The organism is Microcoleus sp. PH2017_28_MFU_U_A, from assembly GCF_020738035.1.
Taxonomy (GTDB): Bacteria; Cyanobacteriota; Cyanobacteriia; order Cyanobacteriales; family Microcoleaceae; genus Microcoleus.
Window position 1 is genome coordinate 1 of record NZ_JAEQCX010000005.1, and the last position, 1508, is coordinate 1508.

The following is a 1508-nucleotide window of genomic DNA, read 5'->3' on the forward strand; positions in this document are numbered from 1 at the left end:
ACTGTAGTTTAGACTAACCAAAGATGAGAACGGTGGCAAAAGAAGAACTAGAGCCACCGCGCTAGGAGAGAATGAGGGTGAAAAAGAAAACCTATCCACTCCTTAAATGAACAGTGAACGATTAAAGGACTTTCGTCAAGCAGCATACGATTTATTAGTGAAAGCAAAAGATGCGACATTCGAGCTGATGGATGCAGTGATGACAACAAAAAATGCGTCGTGTTTAGCAGAATTTTCACTAAATCCATTATTCTCTTCGTCAATGGCAAGCGCGTCTATGAAGCCTTACAAGACTGTAGACCAGACCGAAAAAAACTGATGCTGCTCTATCTGGAGCAATTACAGAAAGAAGCAGCCCCAACGGAACATATATTAGTAGCAATCGACCACACTGCATGGGGCAGACGAGATGCCAAAACGTTACAAGATAGAACCCATGAATATCAAAGGGGTGTAATTGTGGGTCAGGGATACAGTACGATTGCGTGGATACCTGAAGCAATCGGAAGTTGGGCATTACCCCTACTCCATGAAAGAATTAGTAGTGGGTCTTCACCCATACTTCAAGCAGCTTCCCAACTCAAACTTGTCTGTGAACATAGCGTCAATCCAGTTTTAGCAGTTTTAGATCGAGAATATGGGAATGCAAGCTGGGTACTGGCGCTAACAGAAGCGGACATCCCTGCTGATTGTTTAATGAGAGTCCGAAAAAATGCCTGCTTATGGTCAGCACCACCAGCCTATAGTGGTCGCGGTAGACCACCCAAACACGGGCAAAAAATGAGACTGGGCGACCCAACTACATGGCTCGAAGCTGATACAGAGATTGAAATTGACGAACATCCAGATTTGGGAAAAGTCCGAGTCAAACAATGGCTTGACTTGCATTTTTATCGCGCCCCTGGACAAAAAGTCAATTTAATCCTGGTGGAAAGAATGAAGCCCATGTCAAACGGTCAGCCGTTTCCACCCTTGTGGCTGGTTTGGGTGGGAGAACGGACTCTACCTTTGGAAACAGTCTGGTTCAAATATTTACGACGTTTTGGAGTGGATCATTGGTATCGGTTTGCCAAGCAACGATTGCATTGGACATTGCCTAATCTGAGAACTCCCGAACAATCCGAGCGTTGGAGTGATTTAATGCCATTGATGAGTTGGCAACTCTGGCTAGCTAGGGATTTAGTCGTTGAGAATGTCTTACTGCAGGCAATCTGCTACCATTAATTTTACCCCTGGACGTGTTGCTCAATCAATGTTTTCGCTTTTAGTTGACATTGGTACTCCCACAAAATTGCCTAAACATAGGGGAAAATCCCCCGGCTGGGAAAAAGGAAGGGTACGGACGATAGCACCGCGATATCCCACTGTCAAAAAACGGGTTTCTCGACGTAAAAAGTCTTCAAGATTAGTTATTTAATCTGATACCTCTTGAGTTTTTGAGTAACAGCTTGCCGGAGATTCAAAGGTGACTACTTTTAGCTGGGCTCATTTTTTAGTCTAAACTACAG

2 protein-coding genes are annotated in these 1508 nt (G+C 44.3%); both read left to right on the forward strand.

Features of this window, described 5'->3' with window-relative positions:
* Positions 1-106: 106 nt before the first annotated feature.
* A complete protein-coding gene (locus JGK14_RS00050; RefSeq protein ID WP_293203054.1) occupies positions 107-319 on the forward strand; it encodes a hypothetical protein in 213 nt (70 codons plus the stop codon).
* On the forward strand, positions 319-1224 hold the full coding sequence (locus JGK14_RS00055; protein WP_293233833.1) for a transposase: 906 nt from the start codon (positions 319-321) through the stop codon (positions 1222-1224). Before JGK14_RS00050 ends, JGK14_RS00055 begins: the two co-directional genes overlap by 1 nt.
* The last annotated feature ends 284 nt before the right edge of the window (positions 1225-1508 follow it).